This window comes from Amycolatopsis sp. NPDC051128, assembly GCF_040682715.1.
Taxonomy (GTDB): domain Bacteria; phylum Actinomycetota; class Actinomycetes; order Mycobacteriales; family Pseudonocardiaceae; genus Amycolatopsis.
Window position 1 is genome coordinate 116,873 of the sequence record NZ_JBFBBN010000021.1, and the last position, 22,840, is coordinate 139,712.

The window sequence follows — 22,840 nt, forward strand, 5'->3', positions numbered from 1 at the left end:
AGTCGGAGGTGCGGTGCGAACAGACCCGGGAGGGATCGCTTTCACGCGACGCCCGCCACACACGGGCCGCGCCCTCGGTCTGCTGGCCGCCGTCGGCGTCCTGGTCTTCCTGTGCCTGCTGAGCGTCTGGCTGGGATCGAAGGAGATCTCCTTCGGTGCCGTCTGGCAGGTGCTGTGGCACGACGACGGCTCGGCCGACGCCGTGATCATCCACAGTGTCCGGTTGCCGCGGACACTGCTGGCGGTGCTGGTGGGAGCCGCGCTCGGGCTGGCAGGCACGCTCATGCAGGCGCTGACCCGTAACCCGCTCGCCGACCCGGGACTGCTCGGCGTCAGCGCCGGGGCCGCGTTCGCCATCGTGTTCTCGATCACCGTGCTCGGCGTCGGCTCGCTCTACGGCTACATCTGGTTCGCCTTCGCCGGCGCGCTCGCCGCCACCGCGGTCGTCTACTTCCTCGGCACCCGCGGCCGCAGTGGTTCGAGCCCGGTCAAGCTCGCCCTCGCCGGAGCCGCGGTCACGGCGCTGCTCGGGTCGTTCACCAGCGCGATGGTGCTGTCGGATCCGGTGGCGCTCAACCGGTACCGGTTCTGGTCGGCCGGCTCGCTCGCCGGCGTCGACAGCGGTTCGCTGCTGCGGATCCTGCCGTTCCTCGTCGTCGGCGTGGTGCTGGCGATCGCGAGCGGTCCCGCGCTGAACAGCCTCGCCCTCGGCGACGACGTCGCGGTCGCGCTCGGCCGGAAACTCGGCCCGCTGCGGCTGCGCGGCGCGCTGGCCATCACGCTCCTGACCGGCGCTTCCGTCGCGGTCGCCGGGCCGATCGTGTTCCTCGGCCTGATCGTCCCGCACGCCGTCCGGTTCGTCATCGGCCCGGACCACCGCTGGCTGCTGCCCTACACCGCGGTGCTCGCGCCGTGCCTGCTGTTGGCCGCGGACATCCTCGGCCGGATCATGGCGCGGCCGGGCGAAATCCGGGCCGGCGTGATCGTCGCGTTCGTCGGCGCGCCGTTCTTCATCGCCCTGGTCCGCCGCCGCAAGCTCGTGGAGTCCTGACGTGAGCCTGCTGCAGGTGCGGCGCGACCGCGTCACCTTCCGCCTGGCGAAACCCCCGGTGTCCGGCCGGGTCCGGCCGCGGCTGCTCCTCGTCTCGGTCGTCCTGGCGGTGGCCGCGTTCGTCCTGTTCTGCGTGGGCATGACGATCGGGGACGTCCCGATGAGCGTGTCCGATGTGCTCTCGGGCCTGTTCGGGGGCAGCGACACCGGAAACGGCTACATCGTCCAGGAACTGCGTCTCCCCCGTGCGCTCACCGGGCTGCTGGCCGGGCTCGCGTTCGGCGCGTCCGGCGCGGTGTTCCAGACCATCACCCGCAACCCGCTGGCCAGCCCGGACATGATCGGGGTCAACGCGGGCGCGGCGACCGCCGTGGTCGCCGGGATCTCGTTCGGGTTCGGCGGCGGGCTCGGCACCACGACGCTCGGCCTGCTCGGCGGGCTCCTCACCGCGCTGCTCGTGTACGCGCTGGCGTGGCGGCGCGGCACCACCGGGTACCGGATCCTGCTGGTGGGCATCGGGATCTTCGCGATGTGCACCAGCCTGACGGACTACCTGCTGAGCTGCGCGCAGATCACCGAGGCGCAGGCGTCGATCGGCTGGCTGGTGGGCAACCTCGCCAACCGCGGCTGGGAGCACGTCGTGCCGCTGCTCGCCGCGCTGGTCGTGCTGTTCCCGCTGGTGCTGGCGCTGTCCCGGTGGATGAGCACGCTGCTGCTCGGCGACGACGTGGCGGCCGGGCTCGGCACGCCGGTGCAGCCGGTGCGGCTCGGCCTGCTGCTGGCCGGCGCCGGGCTGGTGGCGTTCGCGACCGCGTCGGCGGGCCCGATCTCCTTCGTGGCGCTGACGGCGCCGCAGATCGCGCAACGGCTCGCCCGGCTGTCGTCGCCGCCGATCACCGCGTCCGCGCTCACCGGCGCGGTGGTGGTGCTGGGCAGCGACATCATCGCGCGCTCGCTGACCGCGTCGCCGCTGCCCGTCGGCGTGGTGACCGGCGCGCTCGGCGCCCCGCTGCTGCTCTGGCTGCTGGCCAGGGCCAACCGATCCGGTTCCGGAGGCTGACCCATGGAAACACCGGCACTGCGAGTGCGGCAGCTGCGCGTCGCCTACGACGACCGCGTCGTCATCGACGGGCTCGACCTCGACCTCCCGCCGGGGCGGATCACCGCGATCGTCGGGCCCAACGCCTGCGGGAAGTCGACGCTGCTGCGCACGCTGGCCCGGCTGCTGACGCCGCGTTCGGGCGGGGTCTACCTGGACGGCCGCTCGATCCACGACCTGCCGACCCGCCAGGTCGCCCAGCGGCTCGGCATCCTGCCGCAGTCCCCGGTGGCGCCCGAGGGCATGACGGTGGCGGACCTCGTCGGCCGCGGCCGCGCCCCGCACCAGAGCTGGTGGCGGCAATGGTCCACATCGGACGAAGGCGCGGTGCGCGCGGCCCTGGCAGCCACGGAAATGACCGACTTGGCCGACCGGCCGGTGGACGAGCTGTCCGGCGGGCAGCGCCAGCGCGCGTGGATCGCGATGGCGGTCGCGCAGGGCACGCCGGTGCTGCTGCTGGACGAGCCGACGACGTACCTCGACCTGGCGCACCAGATCGACGTGCTCGACCTGGTCGTCGACCTCAACCGCGCCGAAGGCCGGACGGTGGTGATGGTGCTGCACGACCTTCCGCAGGCCTGCCGCTACGCCGACCACGTGATCGCCATGAAGGCGGGGCGGATCGTCGCGTCCGGCGCGCCGTCCGAGGTGATCACCGAGCAACTGGTCGACGAGGTCTTCGACGTCCGCTGCCAGGTGACGCCGGACCCGGTGAGCGGCACGCCGATGGTGATCCCGATCAGCCGCCACCACCCGGCGCCGGTGAACTAGCGCGGACCCTCCGCGCGCTTGAACCCGTGGCTCCGCTCCACTTTCGCCACGTGCAGCGTGTAGCTCTCGTACCACTCGGCCCGCCCGCGCTTCTGCGCCGCGCGGTGCTCGGCGTTGCTCCGCCACTCCGTGAGGGCGTCGGCGTCGCGGAAGTACCCGACGGTGATGGACAGCCCGCCGGGGGTCTGCGCGTGGTCCATCCCGAGGAACCCGGGGACGTCCTTCACCAGGTCTTCCATGTGGGCACTGGTCTCGCGGTAGCCGCTCTGGTCCTGGGTGCGCACCGAAGTGAAGACGGCCGCGTAGTACGGGGGTTCATAGGCCGCGACGGGCGCGACGGGCGCTTCCGAGTGGTCACTCATGGCGCCACCGTAAGGCGGCACGCGCCGTAAGATCCAGCGACTTTCCCGCCGCCGCGCACTATCCTGGGTCCGGCCCTCCTCGGCTCCGGACGCGTTCCCCGAGGACCGTCGGCCACTTTCCCGCTCCCAGAAAGCAGACCACCATGTTCGTGCTGCCCGAAATCACCACCGGACCCGAGCGCCTCCTGCTGGAGGCGACGATGGACCGCAACCGCCGCGCGGTCGTCGACACCGCGAAAGGACTGTCCGAGACCGACGTCCGGCGGCGCCTGGTCGCGTCCCTGACCACGCCGATCGGCCTCGTCAAGCACGCCGCGATGGCCGAACGCCGCTGGTTCCAGTGCCTCCTGCTCGGCCTCGACGAGTCCGAGTGCGACGGGCCCACGACCCCGGGGGACGCCAGCTTCGTCGTCGCCGAAAGCGAAACCCTGTCCGACGTGATCGCCGAGTTCGAACGGGCCGGCGCGCGCTCACGCGAGATCGCGGCCCGCTTCGAACTCGACGACACCTGGACGCACGACGTCCTCGGCGAGGTCAACCTCCGGTTCGTCTACCTGCTCCTGATCGAGGACTTCGCCCGGCACGCCGGCCACGGCGACATCCTCCGGGAGCAGCTCACCGGGCGCTGACCGCGAACTCCCCCGCCGGCGCCGGCACGATCTTGCGGTCCACAATGGATCGCAGGATCTCGCCCACCCGCACCGCGGTGTTCGACAGCAGGGACGACGTGATCCCGTGCGTGTGCTCGGTGCCGCCCTGCAGGTAGATCCCGCCGCGCAGGGCGGCTTCCGTCGTGATGCGGTAGTCGCGCTCCACCCGCAGCCTGCCCTCGTCGTCACGCGCGCAGCGCGGCCCGAGCTCGCCCAGCAGCGACGTCGGGTCGGCCGGCAGGTAGCCGGTGGCGTACACGACCGCGTCGGCCTCCAGCACCGTGCGCTCGCCAGTCGTCAGGGACTCGACCGTCGCGGACACCGCCGTCCCCGTGTCGGTCACCTCGACCGGGCGTGAGACGTTCAACAGCCGCAGCCGCTCCGTGCCCAGGACCTTCTCGCGGTAGACCCGCCGGTAGAGCTCGTCGATCAGGTCGATGTCGACGGCCGAGTAGTTCGTCGCGCCGTGGTAGCGCATCAGGCGGTCCTTCACCGGCTCGCCCGCGCCGTAGAACTGGTCGACGGCGTCGGGGTCGAAGATCCGGTTCGCGAACGCGCTGTCGTCCGCCGGGCTGTAGCCGTAGCGCGCGAACACCGCGCACACCTCGGCGCGCGGGAACTTCTCGTGCAGCAACGCCGCGACCTCCGCCGCGCTCTGCCCGGCGCCGACCACGACGAACCGCTTCGGGTCGGTGCCGCGCAGGGCGTCCACACGGAACAGCAGTTCGCTGTTGTGCCAGATCCGGGCGCCGGCGGTGACCCCCTCCGGCAGCCGCGGCCGCAAACCCGTGCCCACCACCAGGTTCCGTGCCCGCAACGACGCGCCGTCGGAGGCCTCGACGTCGAAGTACGCGACCTCGCCGCCGTCGTACACCGGCCGCACCGACACGACCTCGGTGCCGTACGAGACGACGTCGTCGACCTTCGCGGCCGCCCACTCGAAGTAGTCGTGGAACTCGACCCGCAGCGGGAACAGGTTCTTGTGGTTGATGAAGTCGACCAGCCTGCCCGCCGCGTGCAGGTAGTTGAGGAAGCTGAACTCGCTGGTCGGGTTCCGCATGGTGACCAGGTCCTTCAGGAACGACACCTGCATGGTCGCGGTGTCGATCAGCATCCCGCGGTGCCAGCCGAACCGCGGCTGCCGCTCGAGGAAGTGCGCGGTCACCGGCTCGGCTTGGCCGGCGTTGTGCTCGGCGAGGGCGATGGCCAGCGCCAGGTTCGACGGTCCGAATCCCACCCCGACGACGTCGTAGATCGGGACCTGTTCGCCGGCCTCTGCAGTCATGTCGCTCCCTAACGCGCTTCGGTACCGTTCAGGGAACCCTAGCCTAACTTAGGCGAGCCTCACCTAGTACGTTCGTGGTGATGTTCGTCCCCGACCAGAAAGGCACTCTCGAATGCGCGTGGCGATGTTCGGCTACCAGACCTGGGGGCACCGGACCCTCCAGGCGCTCATCGACGCGGGTCACGAGGTCGCCCTCGTGGTCACGCATCCGAAGAGCGACCACGCCTACGAGCGGATCTGGGCCGACTCGGTCGCGGACCTCGCCGAGGCCAACGGCATCCGCGTCCTGCAGCGCACCCGACCGGACGACGCCGAACTGCTGGCCGAGCTCGAGGCCGCCGACCTCGAGCTGATCGTGGCGAACAACTGGCGCACCTGGCTGCCGCCGGAGATCTTCGCGCTGCCGCGGCACGGCACCCTGAACATCCACGACTCGCTGCTGCCGGCGTACGCGGGCTTCTCCCCGCTCATCTGGGCGCTGATCAACGGCGAGCCCGAGGTCGGCGTCACCGCCCACATGATGGACGGCGAGCTCGACGCGGGCGACATCGTCCTGCAGCGCGCGATCCCGGTCGGGCCCGCCGACACCACCACGGACCTGTTCCACCGCACCGTCGACCTGATCGCGCCGATCACGGCCGAGGCCATCGCCCTGATCGAGAGCGGCTACACGCCGGTGCCGCAGGACCGGTCGAAGGCCAGCTTCTTCCACAAGCGCGCGGCGCGCGACAGCCTGATCGACTGGACCTGGCCGGTCGAGGACATCGAACGCCTGGTGCGCGCCCAGTCCGACCCGTACCCGAACGCGTTCGCCTACCACCGCGGCCAGGAACTGCGGATCACCAAGGCGTCCGTGTCGAAGGGCCACTACGGCGGCACGCCGGGCCGGATCTTCATCAAGGAGGGCGACGGCGTCGTCATCGTCGCCGGCCCCGGCGCGCGGCGCGGCCAGTCCCCCGGCCTGCTGGTCGAGCGGGTCCGCACGGCCGACGGCACCGAACTGGCCGCCCAGGAGTACTTCAAGACGATGGGCGGTTACCTGACCGACCGGCCCTGACCGATCAGCCCTCCTTGCCCCGCGCCGGTTCGGCCACGTTCTGCTCCACGGCGCCGGGCAAGGTGCGGACGATCGTGTCCTGCGCCCGCCGTTCGCTGAACCCCGCGAGGAAAGCGAGCCCGGCGAAGAACAAGGTGACCTGTTCCCCCGAACCCGGAGCGGCGAGCGGGAGCAGCCCGGCGCGCACGAGCACCAGCATCGCCACCCCGAAAACCGCGCCGATGACGAGCCGGAAACACCCGGAAAGAACGATCACGAGCCACCCCTGGTCGAGGCTCACGCGCACTCTTTCCCGGTTCGCCGTGCGCGTCATGACACTGAGAATCGCCCCGACGGCGCCGGAAACCACGCAAATGATCAGCTGCGTGCGGAAATCGGCAGGCAGGGGCAGGAAATACACGCCCATGGCGACGGCGGCGGCCGCGAAGACACCGACGGCGAGACCACCGAGATAGCGGACGAGCGCCCGGTCGAGGGCCGCCTCGCGGGCGTCCTGCTCGATCTGGCGAATCTCCTTCCTGGCCGAAAGGACCGCGGCGGAAACCCGCTCGCGCTGCTGCTCGGAACCCACCATCGCGTCGAGCACGCCCAGGAGGGCGACGGCCGCGGTGTAGAGGCCCTGCGCCAGGATCTCCTGCGGCTGACCGCCGAGGAGCACCGCGTACTTCCGTTCCACCCGGCGGGCCGACCGGAACACGTCGTCGACGTCCGTGGTGCTGTGAACCGGGTCGTAGAAGAGCCGCAACTTGTAGACGACCCGCTTCTCGTCGCCGTCCGGCCCGTCCAGGTCCTTGACGACGAGCAGAAGCGCCGCCCGGCAATGGAGCGCGTAATACTCCTCCACGATCTTTCCCTGACCGGCCTCGTAGGCCGCCCGCATCGCCGCGAACCGCCGCCGCCCGGGTTCCTGGTAGGCGTCGATCAGATCGGACACGCACGGACAGTCGACCCGGACGTCCGGCTCCGTTTCCCCTCGCGCGCCTATTTGCCTGCTGCTGACCACCACGGCGATCTCCCCTCGTCGACGACGCCCCGGCGTCGCCGCCACCCCTCGAATCCCTCCGGCCTCACTCATTGTTACGACGACCACCCGGCAGGACCATGTCGTCAATTCAAAGCCACTCGAACGGCCGCAGAATGTAACGCACCGGGCGCGCATTCGCGCGGTGACCGCGGCGCGGCAAAGGGCTAGAGAACCTTGACCATGGTGTCGGAATCCGGCGATGCCGCGTACACGACCTCGTAGCCCGCCGCGAGGTACAGCTTCCGCGCGAAGTTCTTCCGTTCGACGCTGAGGCTGATCCGCCGGATGCCCCCCGAAGTGGCCCGCTCTTCGACCGCCCGCAGCAGCGCGCGTCCGACGCCCTGACCACGCCACCGCGCGGCCACGCCGATCGTGAGCTCGGGGACGTCGGCGGCGACGAATCCGTAGCCCGGCTTCTCCGGCGGGAAGAAGCGCAGCCAAGCCGCACCGAGCCGTTGCCCGTCCGCTTCGGCGACCACGCCCAGGTCGTCCTCCCGCGGCCAGCCGGCGATGTAGTGCGCCGTGCCCGGCGCCGACAACACCCGCCGCCGGCTCTGCTTCTTCCCTTCGGAAGACCAGTTCACCGCCTCGACGAGCATGTCCGCCAGCAAGCCGGCGTCGTCACGAGTCGCCTCGCGGATGTTCACAGCTCGCGGACCTTGCCGCCGTCGACTTCGAGGCGGCGGGTGACGTGCACGGCGTCGAGCATGCGGCGGTCGTGCGTCACCAGCAGGAGCGTGCCCGGGTACTCGTCCAGCGCCGCCTCGAGCTGCTCGATCGCGGGCAGGTCGAGGTGGTTGGTCGGCTCGTCCAGCACCAGCAGGTTCACTCCGCGGGCCTGCAGCAGCGCCAGCGCCGCACGCGTGCGCTCCCCCGGCGACAGCGTCGCCGCGGACCGCAGCACGTGCGCGGCCTTCAGCCCGAACTTGGCCAGCAGCGTCCGGACGTCGGCGTCGGCGAGCTCCGGCACCTCGCGCGCGAAGGCGTCGGCGAGCGGGACGTCACCGAGGAACAGCCGGCGCGCCTGGTCCACCTCGCCGACCACGACACCCGGGCCGAGCGCGGCGCCGCCTTCGTCGAGGGCGACCCGGCCGAGCATCGCGGCCAGGAGCGTCGACTTGCCGGAGCCGTTCGCGCCGGTGATGGCGACCTTGTCCGCCCAGTCGATCTGCAGGTCGACCGGCCCGAGGGTGAAGCCGCCACGGCGGACCACCGCGCCGCGCAGGGTCGCGACCACCGCGCCCGCCCGCGGGGCCGCGGCGATCTCCATCCGCAGCTCCCACTCCTTGCGCGGCTCCTCGACGACGTCCAGCCGCTCGATCATCCGGTCGGTCTGCCGCGCCTTCGACGCCTGCTTCTCCGTGGCCTCGGTGCGAAACTTACGGGCGGCCTTGTCGTTGTCGGGCTGCTTCCGGCGGGCGTTCTTGACGCCCTTCTCCATCCACGCCCGCTGCATCCGCCCGCGCGCTTCGAGCGCCGCCTTCGTCCCGGCGAACTCCTCGTACTCCTCGCGCGCGTGCCGCCGCGCGACCGCCCGCTCCTCGAGGTAGGCCTCGTACCCGCCGCCGAAGGTGTTGACCTGCTGCTGGGCCAGGTCCAGCTCGACGACGCGGTCGACGGTGCGGGCCAGGAACTCGCGGTCGTGGCTGACCAGCACGGTCGCCGCCCGCAGCCCGGAGACGAACCGCTCCAGCCGGGCCAGGCCGTCCAGGTCGAGGTCGTTGGTGGGCTCGTCGAGCAGGAAGACGTCGTAGCGGCTCAGCAGCAGCGAAGCGAGCCCGGCCCGCGCGGCCTGACCGCCCGACAACGACGTCATCGGCTGGTCCAGGTCGACGGCCAGGCCGAGGTCGGCGGCCACTTCCGCGGCGCGTTCGTCGAGGTCGGCGCCGCCGAGGGCGAGCCACCGGTCGAGCGCCGTGGCGTACCGGTCGTCCGAGCCCGCTTCGCCGGCCGTGAGCGCTTCGGTCGCGTCGTCGAGGTCCGCCTGCGCCGCGGCGACGCCGGTGCGCCGGGCGAGGAAGGCGCGCACCGACTCGCCGTCCCGCCGTTCCGGCTCCTGCGGCAGATGCCCGACGGTGGCGGTCGGCGGGTTCAGCCGGACCTCGCCGCCGTCGGGTTTGGCGAGCCCGGCGAGGGTCCGCAGGAGCGTCGACTTGCCGGCGCCGTTGACGCCGACCAGGCCGACGACGTCCCCGGGGGCGACGACCAGGTCGAGCCCGGAGAAGAGGGTGCGGTCACCGTGGCCCGCGGCCAGGTCCTTCGCGACGAGAGTTGCGCTCATGAGGTAGCCGAGTCTACGGGGCCGGGCAGAAGTGTCAGATCATGGTCAAAGCCACCGGCCGTGTGTGTCCGGTGGCGCTTTGATCACTCAGTGTGGGTAACCTGTTCGGTTGTCAGTCCCACAGCAGTGAGGTCGGTGAAACAGCATGGGCGAACCCGCTCCCCCGGTCACCCTCGGCCGCAGGCCGAAGCCGCGGGAAGGCCGCCCGTCCGCGCCCCGGCCGACGGTGAGCCGCCGCCGCGAAGTCAGCCACGCCAGCGCCCGCTCGCTGCTGATGACCGTGCTCGGCGAGTACGCGCTGCCCCGGGACAAGCCGGTCTGGACGTCGATGCTCGTCGAGGTGCTGGGCATCCTCGACATCGAGGAGAAGTCGGCGCGGCAGGCGCTGGCCCGCTCCGCCGCCGAAGGCTGGGTGGTCTCCGAGCGCGTCGGGCGCCGGGTCCGCTGGTCGCTGACCCCGCCGGGCCGCCGCCTGCTGACCGAAGGCGCCGACCGGATCTACGCGTTCGGCCGCGAAGAACGCCGCTGGAACGGGCAGTGGCTGATGCTCATCGTTTCCGTGCCGGAAGCCAAGCGCGACCTGCGGCACCGGCTGCGCACCCGGCTGACCTGGGCGGGCTTCGGCTCGCCCGTGGCCGGCGTGTGGGTCAGCCCCGACCTGAGCCGCCAGCGCGAGGCCCAGCAGATCGTCAGCGACCTCGGCCTCGACGCCCAGGCGATGTCGTTCGCCGCGTCGTACGGCGAGGTCGGCGAGCAGGAGTCGATGGTCGCCCGGTCCTGGGACCTGACCGAGCTGAAGGACCGCTACGAGGACTTCATCGACCGCTTCACCGGGCTGCACCCCACCGGCGGCCGGGCGGTGCTGCGGGCGCAGACCGAGCTGGTGCACGAGTGGCGGCGGTTCCCGTTCCTCGACCCGCAGCTGCCCGCCGAGCTCCTCCCGGCGAAGTGGAGCGGGACGAAGGCGGCGGAACTGTTCCATCACAAACACGTCGACTGGCGCCCCGAGGCCCAGCAGTATTGGGACGACGTCGTCGAAGCCGAAGAAACAGGGTGTCCATGACTCAGCAGGTCCGCCTCGATCGTGACGGCGGGCTCGCCGTCCTGACCATCGACGCCCCGCCGTTGAACCTCTACACGGCTTCGCTGCAGGATTCGCTTTCCGCGGCGATCGGCGCGCTGGAGGAGTCCCCGGCGCGGGCGCTGCTCATCCGCGCCGAGGGCAAGATCGTCAGCGGCGGCGTGGACGTCTCGCTGTTCGACGCCCAGGGTTCGGCCGCCTCGGCGAAGGTGCTCTTCGACGAGATGCTCGCGGTGCCGGACCGGATCGCGGCACTGCCGTTCCCGACGGTGTTCGCGGCCCACGGCCTGTGCCTGACCTGGGCGTTCGAGGTCGCGGTGGCCTGTGACATCATCCTCGCCGCCTCGCGCGCGAAGTTCGGCCTGGTCGAGAAGGTCGTCGGCCTGACCCCGACCATGGGCGGCACCCAGCGCCTCGCTTCGCGGGCGGGCGTCGGGCGGGCCAAGGAGTTCGTGATGACCGGCGACACCTACGACGCCGCGACGCTGGAGCGCTGGAACGTCGTCAACCGCGTCCTGCCGGACGAAGGCTTCGACGCCGCGGCCCGTGCTTTCGCCGCTGGGCTGGCGGAGGGACCGACCCGCGCCCACGCCGCGACCAAGCGCGTCCTCGACCACTTCTCCGCCGGCGGCGTCCCCGAGGCCAACGCGCACATCACGGAGATCGCGGCGGCGCTGTTCGAGACCGAGGACCTTCGCAACGCGGTGAAGTCGTTCCTCGCGGATGGACCGGGAAAGGCGACGTTCACGGGCCGCTGAACCGACCACCCAGGTACGCGAGCCGACCGTCTGAGTACGTCAGCGCTCGTCCCGGAGAAGCTTGGCCGCCTCCGCGCGCACCGCGGCGTCGATCTCTTCGCGCGAAGCGTCGATGGCGGCCGCGACCCGGTAGTCGGAATCCAACACGGCGAACGCGCCGGCCACGTCCGGAATCGTGTCCTCATACGAGGCCTTGCACACCCACCACGTCAGGGCCTCGGGCGCCAGATCCCCGCTGAGGATCTGCCCGGCCTTCAGCCGGAGCGCCGCCTCGACCGCCGCATCGCGATCGGCCGGTGGTTCGCTGCCCACCTCCGTCAACGCGGCATCGACCAGTGCCCGCAGATCGCTGCGCGCCGTCCGCACGTCGGCCCCAGCGAGTTCGGCCAGGGCCTGCCCGTCCGCGCCGGCCACGAGCAGCGCGCACGCCGCGGCGATGACTTCGGCGGTGGTCGTCTCGTCGACGTACCACAGCAAACCAACCTCGGACAGCCGTTCGCGCGCTTTGTCTTCCGTCACACCGACATTATTCAGCCCGCTGAACGGAAAGCGCCATTCATTCAGCGGGCTGAACCTCTTTTGTCGGATCCTGAACAAAGGCCGGGTTCTGCTTGACGAGCGATGGTCTGGACCATGAGACTGGGGAACCGACTCACAGCTCAGACAACGTCGTCTCGAGGAGAGCCATGTCCGCACGAGGTTCCCGCGTGAGAAAGGTTCTCACGCTCGCCGCACTCGTCCCGCTGGCCTTGGGCCTGATCAGCACGCCGGCGCCCGCGGCGCCGGCGACGTTCACGCATCCCGGCGTGCTGGTCAGCCGTCCACAACTGGACTTCGTCAAGACAAAAGTGAACGCCGGCGCCCAGCCGTGGAAAGCGGCGTACGACCAGGCCAAATCGAGTGCGTACGCATCTCTTTCGCGCACACCGAAACCGCGTTCGGTGGTCGAATGCGGCCCGTACTCGAACCCGAACAACGGCTGCACGGACGAGCGCGAAGACGCGATCGCGGCGTACACGGACGCCCTGATCTGGTACATCTCGGGCGACGCCCGTTATGCGCAGAAGGCGATCGCGCTGATGGACGCATGGTCGGCGGTGATCACGAGCCACACCAACAGCAACGCCCCGCTGCAGACGGGCTGGGCGGGCTCGTCGTGGCCGCGCGCGGCGGAGATCATCAAGTACACCTACACCAGTTGGCCGAATTCGGGCCGCTTCGCCACGATGCTGCGCAACGTGTACCTGAGCAAAGTCATCAACGGCAGTAACAGCAACGGCAACTGGGAACTGTCCATGATGGAGGCCGCGGTCGGCATCTCGGTGTTCCTGGAGGACAGGACGAGCTTCGACAAGGCGGTCTCGAGATACCGCAACCGCACGGCGGCGTACATCTACCTGTCATCCGACGGCACCCTCCCGAAGACCGTCCCCGGCAGCGGCCTGTCGACCCGGGACCAGATCGTGGGCTATTGGCAGGGCCAGGCAACATTCGTGGACGGCCTGACCCAGGAAACCTGCCGCGACTTCACCCACACGGGTTACGGCATCGCCGCGATCGCGGACGTGGCGGAGACGTTGCGCATCCAGGGCGCCGACGTCTACGGAACAGACGTCGGCGAGCGCCTGCGCCAGGCGCTGGGCTTCCAGTCGAAGTACCAACTGGGGGCGGCGGTGCCGTCCTGGCTGTGCTCCGGCCACCTCAACCTGGGCCTCGGCCCGGTGACGGAGGTGGGGTTCAACGCGCTCCACACCCGCCTGGGCATCGCGATGGCGAACACACAGACGTTGACGGAGCGCCAACGCCCAGCGGGCTCGAACAACCTCTTCGTGGCGTGGCAGACACTGACCCACGCAGGCAACACGGCTTGATCCACTTCTCGATCCGCCTGACCTGTTTCCGCAGGTCAGGCGGATCAGGGACCCTGACTGCGGGGCCGTTCGGAGGGCGCGCTAGAGTACTTTCACGCACTCAGGCAGTGCGGGTCCGGGCTGTGGCGCAGTTTGGTAGCGCACTTGACTGGGGGTCAAGGGGTCGCAGGTTCGAATCCTGTCAGCCCGACGGACACACTTGCAGGGCCCGTGAGCAGCATAATTGCAGCTCACGGGCCCTTTGTGTGCCTGCTCCCCCGCACCTCCTCAGGCTCGCACTCAGGGTGAAAAACCGGCGCGAGTGACTAACTGGGTGACTATGCCTCACCACCCCTTGCTGAGAAGATGCTCTCCATCGCCAGCGCACCCTCCACAATCACCGGCCTGATCTGGTGCCGGTAGACCTGCTCCGTGACGGCCGTCCCGCTATGCCCGCACAGCCTGGCGATGTCCTCGATCGGCACCCGGGCATCCGACAGCAGGGACACGAAGCTGTGCCGCATCTCCCGCGGCGTCCAGTCCTCCGGCACCAGGCCGGCCGCCTTCACCACCTTCCGGAAGCCGCGCCGGACGTTGTGCGCGTCCAGCTCGGTGCCGACCGCCGACGCGAACACGAGCCCGTTCTCCTGCCACGGTTTGCCCTTGCCCCAGTGGTGCCGCTCTTGCGCGCGCTCCTTGACGGCCTGCTGACGGATCCGATGCAGCCGGAGCGCCACCACGCAGCGCATCGGCATCGCCAGGCCCCGTCGGGACTTCCGTGTCTTCGTGTCGTTTCCGGCCCGGACCGAGCGGTACACGCTGATTGAGCGCAGCACGGGAGGCGTGGCGGCGGCGTTTCCGTTCAGGTCGACGTGGTCCCACGTCAGCGGCCGTAGCTCTTCCGTCCGTGCCCGATCAGCAGCGACAACACGATGTAGGCGTGCATCGGTGAATCCTCCGCCGCCTTCAGGACTGCCTCGGCTTGTTCGAGGGTGAGCGACTTTGACGGACGTCCCTCCAAGCCGGTCGGGATCTCGCACAGCGCAACGACATTCCGTTTCACCTTCTCCCGCGCCTCCGCCCGTTTCACCGACCTGTTCAGGATCGAATGCAACAGGCGCACCGTGCGCGTGCTGACGCTCGCCGCCTCTGCCGTGAGCCACTTTTCGACGTCTTCGGCCGACAACTCCCGAAGCTTGCGCTTGCCGAGTTGCGGGATGATCCGGGCCGTCGCCAGCGTCCGGTAGTTACTTACCGTTTCTGCGTCACGGCCACTCAGCCCGTGCTCTAGCCAGGACTCCACAGCGTCGGCGACCGTGTAGGTTGACGAGCCTGTGGGCAAACCGTCATCGAGGTCCCGGATCAGTTCCTTAAGCTTCTCCTTCGCCTCGGTCTTCGTTTTGGCGCTCCGTTTGCGCGTGAGGCGCTTGCCCGCCGGGGAGTACCCGATGGTGACTTCAGCGATCCACCGCTGGCGGGCCTCGTTCCAGAACAGGCCGCCGTCGCCACGACTACGCCGCTTGGCCATATTCAGCCTCAGCCTCCTTTTCGAGCAGTGTCACGTATTCACGGAGCGCGGCTATGGGAATGAGACGACTTCGGCCTTCCTTGACGGAACGAAGCCGGGGCCGACCTTTGTCGTCTGTTGCGCGCATTTGCTCGTAGATGGACGTGCGGCTCATCGAAAGCCGTTTCGCGGCTTCTTCGACTCGTAGCAGCAGCGGTTCGTGTTCGGCGGATGCGGTCGCGGTTTTCATCGTGGTGAACCTTTCGGATCCCGTAGGGCAGGGCGAGTTGGCCGGGCGTGTCCCGGACTGCTGTTCGGTTACGTTGAGTGGTTGCCGGGTTGGGCAGGCTGGCAGAGGGGTAGGCGACTCAGGCGTGGGAGCCCGGAACCAAACACCGCAATACCGCAAACACCGCAAAAGTGGCCCTGACCTGGGGATCTGTCTGCGGTGTTTGAGGTTGACGGCCGGAGGTCTAAACACCGCAAACACCGCAGATTGCGGTGTTTGCGGTGTTTGACCTCTCCTGGTCCGAGGTCAAACACCGCAACTTCTGCGATGGTGTTTTCCCTGCTCAGAGCCACTTTTCCGAGCCGGTTGCGGTGTTTGCGGTGTTTGCGGTGTTTGTTTCCGGGATCAGCTCGAACCGGGGTCCTGCTCGACCTTGTAGATCTTCAACTTGGTGTGCGAGTCGACTTCGCTGCGTAACACCAGGTCGCCGCGCCAGCGGTCTTTTTGCCCTGCCAGCCTCTTTCCCAGCGACTTCGGGGTCAGGGGCTTACCAGCGGCGGTGGTCGGGAACGTCCCCTTCCACCGATCCGGAGCGCCGTACTCTGGTTCAGCGTCGGCGCGCAGCTGCTGCGCGGTCACCGGCTCACCGCCGTAGATGTCGCGCCACGTGGCCAGGAACGCGTACCACTCCGCGTGGTCCTCATCCAGGCCGCGGCCGGTATCGGCGTTGCCGAGGAAGTCCCCGACGCCGTGGTGGGCCAGGAACCCGCCGAGGTACTGGGCCCAGCGGGTGAACTGCCGCATCTGCGGGACGTTGCTGGCGATCGGCGCACCGTTGGCCGTCCAGTCCAGCACCAAGGTCAGGACGTGACGGAGCACGGTGGCCCGGTTGACCGGGTCGAGAATCCAGGAGTCGAGATTCGGGATCGTGAACCCGGTGCGGGCTTCCGGGCGTGGGCAGTTCGGATCGAGCCGCACCCACACCGTGCGCGAGGCCATGTCGCCGCCGGTGCGCAGGTTGTTGCCGGTGGCCAGCCACAACCGGTCGTTGGTGAAGTTGCTCGACACGTTCGTGCCCAACCGGCGGTCAGACCACGTGCGTTCGGTGACCAGCCGCGCCAGCACCGCGGAGTTGACCGTTTCCCCCTCGGTGAGGTTGTCGAACACCACCACCCCCACCGAGTCCGAGAGCACCGTGGTGATCGACTTGCGCAGTTCCTCATCCGAGTCGGTCCAGGTGAGAACCCGCTGCCCGACCAGCAACCCGACACACCCGGCGAGGATCGTCTTGCCGGAGCCGGGCATGGACGCCTCGATCATCCCGAACGGGGACAGCGCGTTGGTGAACGGCCGGATCAGCGGCGTCACCAGCAACGCCAGGTAGTTCGCGCGGTCGGCCGCCGACCGCCACGGGAAGTCGTGCAGGAACCGCTCCAGCAGGAACTCCCGGGCCGCGGTGACCTGCTCCGGCGTCGGCTTGTCCGGGATCGGGTCGAGGTGGCCGTTGGCGGTCAGGTAGAAGCCGGTGACCGGGTCGTAGCCCGGCGTTTGCAGCAGCGTCCCGTCCGGACGCAGCACCGGGGTGGAGATGATCCGGCGCAACACCGGCAGGCCGGGCCAGGAACTCCCCGCCAGCACCGCGTTCAGGACGTTGGTGGGCGGTGAGACTTCCACGTCGTAGGTATCGCCTTTCTCGTTGACCTTGCTCTGGATCACGTCGGTGTGGGTGGCCAGCAAGTTGGCCAGCAGCGCGGGTTTGAGCACCGACGCCGCCAGCGGCAGCGCCACGTCGTCGTCCCCGGCGGTGGGGTCGGCCGCGCCGGAAACCTGCTCGACGACGACGGGCGCGCCGTCGGCGACGTACGTGTCGGGGATGATGCGGCCGTCGAGCGCGGCGGTCAGTACCCGGATGGTTTCCGGCGCGGCCCCGGTGCGCAGCCGTGGCCGGCCACCGGGCCCGACCGACCACAGGCGTTGCGAATTCGTACTGGCCATGGCGTTCCCTCCGTCGTGCGGGTAGTGCATGCCGCGCTCAGGCCACGGCAGGGACCGTGTGCAGTGCGCGTCGCGCAGCTGCGGGACGGCGGTGGTGGCGGCCGGACGCGGCGATCAGGGCGAAGCGCCGCCAGTGCATGGCCCAGCGGAAGCAGTTCGCGCAGTTCTTGTGCGGCCCGCCGATGCACTCCGGCAGCGCCGGGCGTTGCAGGCGGCGGGCGACGAACGACCAGGCCATGCTGTCGTCGGAGACGGTCAGGTGGCCGTGCTCGCGCAGCCCGGTGAGCTTGAACCCGAACCCGTGCAACCGGGTCAGCCCGACATCGTGCAGGGCTTGCAGGATCTGCCCGGCCTCGTCCATCCCCTGCCGCCGGCACACCGAGCCGACGCCCACGAGCGGTTCGCGGGTGAGGTCGATCCCGGCGAGCTGCCAGTACAGCTCCTTGCAGTACATGTAGTCCTCGGGGTATTGGCCCTGAACGACGGTGATGATGTTCAGGTCCGGGGCGAGCTCGCGCAGCTGCGCGACGTTGAGCACGGTGAAGCGCTGATGCAGCCGCACCATCTGCTGCTCGGTGAGCCGGCCGTTCGGGTCGAGGAACCGGCGGGTGCCGACGTAGCGTTGCCCGTTGGCCACACCGCCGTTGATGATGATCGACTCGCACATCATGTCCTGCGGGGCGGCCCAGTCGAGCATGCCGATTTCGTCGCGGTAGCGACGCACCCGGTCCACGTATTCCCGCGGCGGGATGGTCCACCGGCCGTGCTGCTTGAGCTGGGTGAAGCCGCCGGAGTCGCACGCCCACCGCGCGACCGCCCGCGGCAGACGCTTGTACACCCGCAGCCGGGTATCGGAGACGAACAGCGGCACACCCGCCCGTTCAAGCCAGCCCGGGGCGGGGGCTCCGAGGTAGAACAGCGGCGTCATGCCACCTTCCCTTCCGTCGTGCTGGTAGAGCACCGCTGCCCCGGTCACGAAGGACCGGAGGCAGCGGCGGAGCCGGTCACGCCGCTGTGCGGCGGCGACCGGCGGATCGTTCGAGTGAGGCGACCGCGGCACCCACGAGCCATTCGGCGGCGGGCGGGGTGACGCCGTTGCCGAGCTGGCGCACCTTGACGCGTTTGCTGCTGCCGGTGATGACGTAGTCCGGGGTGAAGGCCATAGCGGCCTGGATCTCGCGCACGGACAGCATCCGGAAGGTGCAGTCCTCCGCCGCCGGGGCGCTGTCGGGCCAGCCCACAAGCGACTGGTGCCCGGCGGTGGTGAGGGTGCGGGCCGGTTCGGTGACCGGCGTGCACATCTGGCCGGGGTTGCCGCGGGCGGTGTTGTGCCGCACGAGCATGTGGTGGTTGCCCGACGCGCACACCGTCGCCAGCGGCTCGGCCACGTGCCGGGCGTCGGAGCCGCCGCCGCGCAGTTCCGCGATGAACGCCAGCCCGGCGGTGTCCACGGTGGTCATCGTCGGCATCGGCCGCCCGGCCGGCCGCGCCTGCCCAGTGCCGTAGTACGGGACCACCAGCGCGGTCTCGTGCCGCGCGGTCTGCGTGCGCATCGGGTCCCCGGTGCTGGCCGCGTGCTTGCCCTCGCGCCCTTCCACCGGGACCAGCAGCCCTTCCCACTCGCTGGTGGTGCGGGTGCGGAACGGCTCACCGACCGAGCGGGCGTCCTCGTTGCGGGTGCCGCCGCTGGGCACCAGCAGCGCCCGGGTGTGCGAGGTCGTCAGCGTCGCGGTCGGCCAGTCGGCCGGCCACGCGCGGGCGTAGCCGGGCCCGGGACGGACGAAGGTGTTGCCGGTGGCCTCGAACGTCATCAGCCGCGCGTAGCGCTCCAGCCCGGCCCGGATGCGCTCCAAGGTCTTCTCCGAGAGCGGGGTGTCGCGGTCGCCGATGCGTTCCCCGAGCTTGGACCAGTCGATCACCGACGCGGCGGGCGCCACGTACGGCTCGACGACGGTGTTGCGGCACGTGGTGTTCGGGCACCGGTAGAGGTACTGCTGCCGGTACCGGCCGACGTCGCGGCCGGGCTTCCACCACTGCACCGCGGCCACCTCGGCCTCGCACACCGGGCACCACGCCGCCGGCCGGATGTCGAGGTCCGGGGCCGGGTTGCCCTTGCGCCAGAACACCACGTACATCCGATCCCGGCTCTGCGGGGCACGCGGGACAGCGATCGCCGGGGCGTGCATCGAGTTGAGCGAGACGACCCGGTGGTCGTAGCCCAGGCAGTCCATCGCGGCCAGCCACGCACGGAAGGGCTCCCATTTCGCCGCGTCCACCACGTTCTCCACGATCACGACGTCGTGGCGGTGCGCCTCGACGAACCGCGGCACGTCCCACATCGTCGCCCGGGACCGCTCGGCCACGTGGTCGGGCACCGGCTCCTCACCGAAAAGGACGCCCTGATCGCGGTTCTTGGCCTGTCGCTTGCCTTTGGCGATGGAGTGGTTGGTGCACTCCGGGGACGCCCACAGGATGTCGGTGCGGCGGTAGCGGCGCGGTTCGACCTGGGAGATGTCGGCGCAGTCGTGGTCGCAGCCGGGGAAGTTCGCTTGGTGGGTCTCGATCGCCTGCGGGCTGTGGTTGGCGGCCATCACCAGCTCCACCCCGGGCACGGCGGTGGCCCCGAGCCCGGATCCCCCGGCCCCGCAGAACAAGTCGGTCACGGTGTACATCAGCAGACCTCCTGTGTGGTTGGTGGCGTGGGTCGTCGTTGTCACGTCTTCAGGTCGTGCACCAGCCGGAGTCGCAGCTGCCGTCGCCGTCGTCGGCGAACGGGAGCAGCTGCACCCCGGGGTCGACGGCCCGGCGCAGGGGCCGGCCGTGGCGGGTGAAGTAGATGGGGTCCTTGCCCAGCGCTGTGCGCCGGTCGTTGAGCAGGTCCTCCAGCTGGCAAGACTTGTCGAACAGCTCGGGTTCCTCGGCCCGCATCGCAGCCCAGGTCGACAGGCGGTGGAACGGGCAGAACCAGCACGAGGACTTCGGCGGCACCGGGAGCCGGGTGAAGCCGCTGCGCAGCAGTTGCCGCCGCACGTCAGGGTGCTGGTCGGTGACGGTGACGCGGGCCTGCTCGGCCATCGCCGGCGACAGCCGCTGCTGCCGGATCAGCACCGCGCAGTCGGCGCGGCGCATCCCGAGTTCCAGCAGCGGGTAGACGATCCGCTCGTAGGGTTCGACGCGGCGGGTGTTGGCGCGGTGGATCTCCTCCAGGCTGATCCCGATCGCGACAGTGGCCGGGTCGTCGGCGGTGGCGCCGTGCGCCTTGAGCCACTTGCCGATCACCCGGATCTTGAAGTCGGCGGTGCAGTTGCGTGTCCCGGGCGCGCCGTTGGACATCCGGACCGGGATCGGCAGCGACCGCGACCCCGGGCGCGTCAGCCGCCCGAACAGGGTCTCCACGCTGCCGTCGCGGCGGCGTCGGTTCAGCGTCGTGACCGTGACCCCGTGCTCGGCCGCCCACGGGGTGGCGAGATCCCGGACGTAGGCGAGCGTGCCGGGGTGCTCGGAGTCGTCGCCGACGTTGGCGAACAGCACCGCGTCCAACGCCAGCTGCCCGGTCGCGGCCAGCACCAGCAATGCGGTGGACTGCTGTCCGCCGCCATAGGACAGGCACCGCATCACGCGCCACCACCATTCGCTGGCCGGGAGCGACGTTCGATCGCCTCGGCCCAGCACGCCGCGGTGGCGGCGACCTGAATCAGCTCCTCGAACAGGTCGGTGACGACGGCTTCGGCGAAGCCCTCGTAGACCTCTTCGCGCAGGATGTGCAGCCAGGTGAGGCGACCTTCGGCGCGGGCGATCTCGGTGGTGAAGCGGGCGGCGTGGGCGGCGTCGGAGGCGCGACGCGACAGCCCGGCCACCTCGACGTCCGGACCGGTGCCATCGGGATGGTTCTGCTCGCCCCACAGCGCGTCCTGGCGGGCACGTTCGGCGGCGATCCGGTCCAGGATGGCGGCGGTGCGGGGCGAGATGGTCAGCTGGGAGTTGGTCATCACGCGGCCTCGGTTCCGGTGTTGTAGAGCCTCCAGCAGTCCTCGCAGTCGCACAGCCGCCCCAGCCCGGGGCCGTCGACCGTGCCGGGCTCGATCACGGTCGGGTCGAGCGTCGCCTGCTCGGCCGGGCTGGCCGCACGCCAGGTCGGGATCACCTCCGGCATGCCCGGGTCTGCGTCGGCGCAGTCGCAGCCGGCCGCGATGCACGGCCGGGTGTCGTCCTTCGTGGGGAAGTCGGTGTGGAAGCTGTCCAGGTGCCCGCAGGCACAGCGGTGGACGATGGCGGCCATCAGGTGGTCCTCCTGTGGTGTCGGTGGTGCAGGTACGGCGGCAGGGACAGGAAGCGCAGGGTGTGCCAGCCCTCGCGGTGCAGGCTCGGCAGCGCGGCGGTGATCGCGGTGTGCATCGCCCACACGACCGGGTCGGGAACCCGCCTCGCCGTGCCGCACACCGCGCAGACCCGTCCGTCGCGGCGGCTGTTGCGGGCCAGCACGGTCAGCAGCGGCGGGCACACCACCAGCCCGACCGTGGCCGCGTCGTACCCGGCCGCCACGGCCAGCAGATGCGCGCGGAACCGTGGCAGGTAGTTGGTGACGTCCCACACGACCGTCCCGCCCGCGGCGAGCACCGCGCGGGTCTCGGCGGTCCCGTCGGCGACGGCGGCGGCGTTGGCCGCCGGGTCGGCCGAGCAGCCGCACGGCGAGAGCGCGGCGCGGCGTTCGTCGAGCGAGATCACCGTCGCTTCAGGTGGGGCGTGCCGGTGCCGCCAGGTGGTTTTCCCGGCGCCGGCCGGGCCGATGGTGGCGATCAGAGTGGGCCTCACGCGGCCTCCTTTCCTGTGCCGCGGCGCGAGTGCCGCGGCGTGATCCGGCGCGGGTTGTCGATCCCGGCCGCCAGCGACGTCTCGATCACGGCGTAGTCCTTGCCGATCGAGGCGGCATCGCCCCAGGAGTTGACGGCGGCCCGCAGCTTGATGCGCGCGATGTCCTCGTTGAGCACGCCCGCGCCGACCAGCTGGCCGAGTGCGTAGGCGGCGCGGGAGAGCGCCTTGTTGCGGCCCTGCTTGTACGGCGTGCTGGCGACCTTCTCGCACTCCTCGCGTACCGCCTTCGCCGCGAACGCATCCGGAACGGCCACGGCCGTCCGCACGCGCCCGGAGGTGGCCGTGGGCGCGCGTTCGACGTTGGCCTGGACCAGCCATCCCGGCAGCGGCACCGGGTCGGTGTCGTCGAACAGCTCGTACGCGCCGTCGTCGCGGACGCTGCCGGGTGCGAGTGCGTAGCCACCCCAGCCGCGGGTGTCGACGTGCGCAGCGATGTGCCCGACCGTGGAAGCCAGCCGACACCCCGGCGGCACGGCGTACCAAAGATGACGACCGGCACTGGGGGTGGTGGTGGTCCAGGTCTCCGGCAGCGGCCCACCGCGGCGGCCGGCCAGCTCGACCAGCTCGGCCCACCCGTCCGGGCCGTCCAGCTCGCCGGGCTTGCGGACGTCGCAGTCGACGACGTGCAACCCGGACTTGCCCGGGAACACCGCGACGTTGTACGGCATCCGTGCCCACACCCGGGCGATCACCTCCGGGTCGGTGGTGGCCAGTGACTCCGGTGTCACGTGCCCAGTGGCGCACGGCCCGCGTCCCGGGCAGTTCTCCTTGCGGTGCCAGGCGGGCGGCCACTTGCGGCCGGGCTGGATCGGGAACACCGCCCACCCTCTGCCAGCCATCTCCAGCGCCACCGCCTCCAACGCGGCGCGCTGCGCCTCACTGGTCATGCGCCGATCTCCTTTCGCCAGTCGGGCCGGGGATCCCAGGCCGCGACGTCGTGCAGGTGCACCCCGAACCGCCGCGCCAGC

At 70.4% G+C, this 22,840-nt stretch carries 25 protein-coding genes and 1 tRNA gene; 9 read left to right on the forward strand and 17 right to left on the reverse strand.

The annotated features are described in order from the left end of the window. The first annotated feature begins 13 nt into the window (after positions 1-13). The 3 genes from AB0M82_RS22435 to AB0M82_RS22445 are packed head-to-tail and all read left to right on the forward strand — an operon-like array spanning position 14 to position 2,921. Positions 14-1,051 carry an iron chelate uptake ABC transporter family permease subunit gene (locus AB0M82_RS22435; protein WP_364724852.1) on the forward strand — a complete coding sequence of 346 codons (1,038 nt, stop codon included), beginning with the start codon at positions 14-16 and terminating at the stop codon, positions 1,049-1,051. Position 1,052: 1 nt separating this feature from the next. Next, on the forward strand, positions 1,053-2,111 hold the full coding sequence (locus tag AB0M82_RS22440; protein WP_364724855.1) for an iron chelate uptake ABC transporter family permease subunit: 1,059 nt from the start codon (positions 1,053-1,055) through the stop codon (positions 2,109-2,111). 3 nt (positions 2,112-2,114) lie between these two features. After that, the gene (locus AB0M82_RS22445) at positions 2,115-2,921 is read left to right on the forward strand and encodes an ABC transporter ATP-binding protein (RefSeq protein ID WP_364724858.1); all 807 of its coding nucleotides are present in this window, start codon (positions 2,115-2,117) and stop codon (positions 2,919-2,921) included. Here the strand turns inward: AB0M82_RS22445 and AB0M82_RS22450 are convergent. Beyond that, positions 2,918-3,283 carry an antibiotic biosynthesis monooxygenase gene (locus AB0M82_RS22450; protein ID WP_364724860.1) on the reverse strand — a complete coding sequence of 122 codons (366 nt, stop codon included), beginning with the start codon at positions 3,281-3,283 and terminating at the stop codon, positions 2,918-2,920. The genes AB0M82_RS22445 and AB0M82_RS22450 overlap by 4 nt on opposite strands. Positions 3,284-3,426: 143 nt before the next feature. Between AB0M82_RS22450 and AB0M82_RS22455 the strand changes: the two genes are divergently transcribed. Then, entirely contained in the window at positions 3,427-3,912 is a 486-nt protein-coding gene (locus tag AB0M82_RS22455; RefSeq protein ID WP_364724863.1) for a DinB family protein, read from the forward strand. Here the strand turns inward: AB0M82_RS22455 and AB0M82_RS22460 are convergent. Then, on the reverse strand, positions 3,899-5,218 hold the full coding sequence (locus tag AB0M82_RS22460) for a lysine N(6)-hydroxylase/L-ornithine N(5)-oxygenase family protein (protein WP_364724866.1): 1,320 nt from the start codon (positions 5,216-5,218) through the stop codon (positions 3,899-3,901). The genes AB0M82_RS22455 and AB0M82_RS22460 overlap by 14 nt on opposite strands. 112 nt (positions 5,219-5,330) lie before the next feature. Here AB0M82_RS22460 and AB0M82_RS22465 point away from each other — a divergent pair, with 112 nt between their 5' ends. After that, positions 5,331-6,275 carry a methionyl-tRNA formyltransferase gene (locus tag AB0M82_RS22465; protein ID WP_364724868.1) on the forward strand — a complete coding sequence of 315 codons (945 nt, stop codon included), beginning with the start codon at positions 5,331-5,333 and terminating at the stop codon, positions 6,273-6,275. Positions 6,276-6,279: 4 nt separating this feature from the next. On the opposite strand, the gene AB0M82_RS22470 is transcribed toward AB0M82_RS22465, so the two are convergent. From AB0M82_RS22470 to AB0M82_RS22480, 3 genes are all read right to left on the reverse strand, one after another. Next, positions 6,280-7,209, reverse strand: coding sequence for a hypothetical protein (locus AB0M82_RS22470; protein ID WP_364724871.1), 930 nt, complete (start codon positions 7,207-7,209; stop codon positions 6,280-6,282). A 254-nt stretch (positions 7,210-7,463) separates the two neighbouring features. After that, a complete protein-coding gene (locus tag AB0M82_RS22475; protein ID WP_364724873.1) occupies positions 7,464-7,946 on the reverse strand; it encodes a GNAT family N-acetyltransferase in 483 nt (160 codons plus the stop codon). Further along, entirely contained in the window at positions 7,943-9,580 is a 1,638-nt protein-coding gene (locus AB0M82_RS22480; protein ID WP_364724876.1) for an ABC-F family ATP-binding cassette domain-containing protein, read from the reverse strand. Before AB0M82_RS22480 ends, AB0M82_RS22475 begins: the two co-directional genes overlap by 4 nt. A 145-nt stretch (positions 9,581-9,725) precedes the next feature. On the opposite strand from AB0M82_RS22480, the gene AB0M82_RS22485 reads away from it, so the two are divergent. Together AB0M82_RS22485 and AB0M82_RS22490 are read left to right on the forward strand one after the other, a co-directional pair. Further along, positions 9,726-10,643 (forward strand): PaaX family transcriptional regulator C-terminal domain-containing protein, encoded by a 918-nt coding sequence (locus AB0M82_RS22485; protein WP_364724878.1) that lies wholly within the window; start codon positions 9,726-9,728, stop codon positions 10,641-10,643. Beyond that, on the forward strand, positions 10,640-11,419 hold the full coding sequence (locus AB0M82_RS22490; RefSeq protein WP_364724881.1) for an enoyl-CoA hydratase/isomerase family protein: 780 nt from the start codon (positions 10,640-10,642) through the stop codon (positions 11,417-11,419). Before AB0M82_RS22485 ends, AB0M82_RS22490 begins: the two co-directional genes overlap by 4 nt. A 39-nt stretch (positions 11,420-11,458) precedes the next feature. On the opposite strand, the gene AB0M82_RS22495 is transcribed toward AB0M82_RS22490, so the two are convergent. Further along, positions 11,459-12,016: a hypothetical protein gene (locus AB0M82_RS22495; RefSeq protein WP_364724884.1), complete on the reverse strand. Its 558-nt coding sequence runs from the start codon at positions 12,014-12,016 to the stop codon at positions 11,459-11,461. 89 nt (positions 12,017-12,105) lie between these two features. On the opposite strand from AB0M82_RS22495, the gene AB0M82_RS22500 reads away from it, so the two are divergent. Next, positions 12,106-13,290 carry an alginate lyase family protein gene (locus tag AB0M82_RS22500; protein ID WP_364724926.1) on the forward strand — a complete coding sequence of 395 codons (1,185 nt, stop codon included), beginning with the start codon at positions 12,106-12,108 and terminating at the stop codon, positions 13,288-13,290. 116 nt (positions 13,291-13,406) lie between these two features. Then, positions 13,407-13,480: transfer RNA gene (locus AB0M82_RS22505), tRNA-Pro, on the forward strand. A gap of 127 nt (positions 13,481-13,607) precedes the next feature. On the opposite strand, the gene AB0M82_RS22510 is transcribed toward AB0M82_RS22505, so the two are convergent. The 11 genes from AB0M82_RS22510 to AB0M82_RS22560 form a co-directional block, all read right to left on the reverse strand. Next, the gene (locus AB0M82_RS22510; protein WP_364724928.1) at positions 13,608-14,156 is read right to left on the reverse strand and encodes a tyrosine-type recombinase/integrase; all 549 of its coding nucleotides are present in this window, start codon (positions 14,154-14,156) and stop codon (positions 13,608-13,610) included. Beyond that, positions 14,153-14,797 (reverse strand): hypothetical protein, encoded by a 645-nt coding sequence (locus AB0M82_RS22515; protein WP_364724886.1) that lies wholly within the window; start codon positions 14,795-14,797, stop codon positions 14,153-14,155. Before AB0M82_RS22515 ends, AB0M82_RS22510 begins: the two co-directional genes overlap by 4 nt. Further along, positions 14,781-15,026: a helix-turn-helix domain-containing protein gene (locus AB0M82_RS22520; RefSeq protein ID WP_364724889.1), complete on the reverse strand. Its 246-nt coding sequence runs from the start codon at positions 15,024-15,026 to the stop codon at positions 14,781-14,783. The genes AB0M82_RS22515 and AB0M82_RS22520 overlap by 17 nt, the downstream gene beginning before the upstream one ends. 384 nt (positions 15,027-15,410) lie before the next feature. Further along, positions 15,411-17,000 carry a hypothetical protein gene (locus AB0M82_RS22525; RefSeq protein ID WP_364724891.1) on the reverse strand — a complete coding sequence of 530 codons (1,590 nt, stop codon included), beginning with the start codon at positions 16,998-17,000 and terminating at the stop codon, positions 15,411-15,413. Positions 17,001-17,037: 37 nt separating this feature from the next. Next, a complete protein-coding gene (locus AB0M82_RS22530) occupies positions 17,038-17,928 on the reverse strand; it encodes a hypothetical protein (RefSeq protein ID WP_364724893.1) in 891 nt (296 codons plus the stop codon). Positions 17,929-18,004: 76 nt separating this feature from the next. Continuing rightward, entirely contained in the window at positions 18,005-19,672 is a 1,668-nt protein-coding gene (locus AB0M82_RS22535) for a DNA cytosine methyltransferase (protein WP_364724895.1), read from the reverse strand. 49 nt (positions 19,673-19,721) lie between these two features. Next, positions 19,722-20,615, reverse strand: a complete 894-nt coding sequence (locus AB0M82_RS22540) for a phosphoadenosine phosphosulfate reductase (RefSeq protein WP_364724931.1) — start codon at positions 20,613-20,615, stop codon at positions 19,722-19,724. Further along, positions 20,615-20,989 (reverse strand): hypothetical protein, encoded by a 375-nt coding sequence (locus AB0M82_RS22545; RefSeq protein WP_364724897.1) that lies wholly within the window; start codon positions 20,987-20,989, stop codon positions 20,615-20,617. Before AB0M82_RS22545 ends, AB0M82_RS22540 begins: the two co-directional genes overlap by 1 nt. Further along, a complete protein-coding gene (locus AB0M82_RS22550; RefSeq protein ID WP_364724899.1) occupies positions 20,989-21,279 on the reverse strand; it encodes a hypothetical protein in 291 nt (96 codons plus the stop codon). Before AB0M82_RS22550 ends, AB0M82_RS22545 begins: the two co-directional genes overlap by 1 nt. After that, entirely contained in the window at positions 21,279-21,812 is a 534-nt protein-coding gene (locus AB0M82_RS22555) for an AAA family ATPase (protein WP_364724901.1), read from the reverse strand. Before AB0M82_RS22555 ends, AB0M82_RS22550 begins: the two co-directional genes overlap by 1 nt. Beyond that, positions 21,809-22,759: a bifunctional DNA primase/polymerase gene (locus tag AB0M82_RS22560; RefSeq protein WP_364724903.1), complete on the reverse strand. Its 951-nt coding sequence runs from the start codon at positions 22,757-22,759 to the stop codon at positions 21,809-21,811. The genes AB0M82_RS22555 and AB0M82_RS22560 overlap by 4 nt, the downstream gene beginning before the upstream one ends. Between the last annotated feature and the right edge of the window lie 81 nt (positions 22,760-22,840).